The organism is Sphingopyxis sp. (assembly GCF_036402335.1).
Lineage (GTDB): Bacteria > Pseudomonadota > Alphaproteobacteria > Sphingomonadales > Sphingomonadaceae > Sphingopyxis.
Window position 1 is genome coordinate 1 of the sequence record NZ_DASWTD010000485.1, and the last position, 2703, is coordinate 2703.

Here is a 2703-nt window from a genome sequence, read left to right on the forward strand (position 1 = left end):
GGAAGACGGCGAAGACGTCGTCCTTGAACAGGGCGGGCGCTCCGAGGCATTCGCGCGCGCGCCGCTCGTCGATGCTCATTGCCGCAGCCTCCTGTCGAATTCCCCGGCCAGCGTCGCCGCACATTCCACCGGAACGAGAAAGATCGCGATCTGGCGCTCGTCCAGCTCGGTGCCGAGTTCGGCTTTCAGCCGCGCATATTCCGCCGCGACCTCTGTCTGGAGCTGCGCAACATAATCATCGCTATAGCCTTCCCCAAGGACCGCGCTGTCGTAGGCGACGAGGATCGGCAGCGTGAGCACGGCAAGAAGGTCCGCAATCTTGCCGTTGGACGCGAGGATCGGGCCGAGGGTATCGCTGCGCAAATGCTTCGGCTCGCGCAACTGGACGATGATTTCCCGCTCGGCCTTCACAATTTCGCGGCTCAGTGCCCCGCGCAGTTCCGCGAGAACGTTCGCGACGACCTCCTGATGCTCGGTCGCCGTCACGAGGCGCGACCGGCCGAGCCAGAGCCGATCGCCGCCCGGCGCCTGAACGATATGGGCATTGGTCGATCGCAGTTGCCCCCCGACATGATAGAAGAGCTTGCAGGCGATCGGCTCGGCATCGAAATGATGCCGCAGGATCGCATGCAGCATCAGCTCGGAAATGAGACGCGGGACATCGACCCGGCCATGCTGTTCGAGACGCCGCACGGCTTCGCCGGGCAGCCTGCGTGCCGCGAGATGATCGTAGGTCGCGAGCAGCGAACCGGGGATGGCGACCTCGGGCAGCCAGCCGAGCAGATGTTCGACAAGCTCACCCAGCCGCCAGCTTTCGCCGTCATATTCGACGTCATAGGCATGGAGGGTCCGGCGAAGGTCGCTCTCGTCGATTTGCGACAGTTCGGAAAAAAATCGGTCGGTGCCGACCCGATAGACCTTGAGGCTGCCGATATTCGCAGCCTGCACGCTCTCCATCTGGCCGCTCCACCAGGCAAGCGCGGCTGCGCGGCCCCACATCTTGGCGGCGGGCGCTGCCGCAGGCGCATCCGCCATATCGCCGACATGCTCGAGCAGCTTGCGATAGACCGCCTCGGCGCTTTCGAGCGAAGGCGATACCCCCTGCCCGTTGGCGAGCGCAATCAACCTGTTGATGTTGCGCGCGCGCAGCGCCGCTTCGTCGGCCTCGACTTCCCACAGGAGCGCGCCCGCCCACTCCCCGAGGCTCCGCCCCGAGGGCGACATCGCGTCCTTATATTTGTCGACGAAGCGCTGGACGGCCTTTCCGAATGCTGCATCGCCGGGCTCGCGGAGCGCGCGAGCGGTCTGGAAAAGGCGGAGGTCGGCGCGGGCATCGCGCGTCGTAACGAGACGGAAGGCGGCGCTCTCACCATGGCGATCGCGATCGAGCGATTTCTCGGCGACCGAACTTCCCTTGCGGCTGGCCTCCCGTGCGGTCAGCTCGGTAAAGGACCATTTGCTGTCACCGTCGGTCGTCTTGACCTGGACATATTCGATCAGCGACCCGGCAGGCTCTTCCCACCGCAGCACGATGTCGTCGCCGGTCTCGCACTCCAGCTGGACGAGATCGGGCGATACGAGCATGTCGAGCGCAAGCCGCGCTGCCACATGATCCTGGATACGAAAGCCGCGCCGGGCGGCAATGCCGCCAGCGTCGCTCGCACTGGTCCCGTCGGTCAAGGCACGCAGCTTGCTTATCCCCCCGGCACGCTGACTGCACCGATCGATCGTCAAGGTAAAGCGCCGCGTTCGGGCAAACTTGCTTCAGATCGGACCAAATATGCGGTGCGCACCATGGTCGTAGCAAAGCTCAACCCCGCGAAATCCGCCGTGTACAGGCGGCTTCCCCAACCGGGCTTGCCCGCGGCACCCTACCGATAGCGAAGCCGCCGCCGCGGGCGCCCCTTACATGCAAGCGCCCGATCCCCTAGATGGGTGACGAAAGAGGGCGGAACCGACGTGAGAGAGTATAAGACAGCGGGATCGATCCGCGCCGGGTTCGAATATCAGGATCTCGTGGCGATCGAGACGCTGATCGATTTCTATCGCGACCGCACGCGCTACGCCTGGGTGAAGGTCGAGGCGGAGGACAAGGGATTTCGGGCGATCGACGACGTCGTCGCCTGCAGGCCCGACGGCCGCTACGAGCTGACGCAGGTCAAATTCGCGGTCGATCCCCAAAACGACCGGACGCCGCTCGGATGGGAGTGGCTCCTTGTGAAGAAGCCGCGCGGTACCTCGATGCTGCAAAAATGGTTCGCGACCACGCTAGCGCAGCACCGTGCCGGTACGCTCGCCAGCGCAAAACTGCGCACGGGCCGCATTCCCGACGCCGGTTTCGCCGCCTCACTCGCAGGGAAGCATATCGACTATGACCGTGTCGCTGCCGTCATGCGCGCGCGCCTCGAAGCCGAAGTCGGCCCTGCAGCGGAACTGCGCCTCTTTTTCGGCCTTTTCGAATTTCACAATTCGGAGCCGCATCGGGACGATCTGGCCGCTACGCTTTGGGCGCGCATCGCGAGCGACACCGACAGCGGCGGCTGGGCCCTGTTCCAGGACCAGGTCGCGAAATGGGCAACGCGCAAGAATCTGCCCGCCCCCGACGGCAGGATCCGTTATATTCATCTCCAGCAGGCGTTCGCCGTCGAACGCCCGACGCCGATCCCGCAAGGCTTCCGGGTCCCCGACGATTATTCGGTGCCC

At 64.8% G+C, this 2703-nt stretch carries 2 protein-coding genes; one reads left to right on the plus strand and one right to left on the minus strand.

Translation table 11 applies throughout. From position 1 onward, the window contains the following. Window positions 1-75: 75 nt before the first annotated feature. On the minus strand, window positions 76-1680 hold the full coding sequence (locus tag VGD20_RS15875; RefSeq protein WP_331135369.1) for a HamA C-terminal domain-containing protein: 1605 nt from the start codon (window positions 1678-1680) through the stop codon (window positions 76-78). Window positions 1681-1959: 279 nt separating this feature from the next. On the opposite strand from VGD20_RS15875, the gene VGD20_RS15880 reads away from it, so the two are divergent. Next, window positions 1960-2703, plus strand: a 744-nt coding sequence (locus tag VGD20_RS15880) for a hypothetical protein (RefSeq protein WP_331135370.1), incomplete at its 3' end; no start/stop codon positions are given.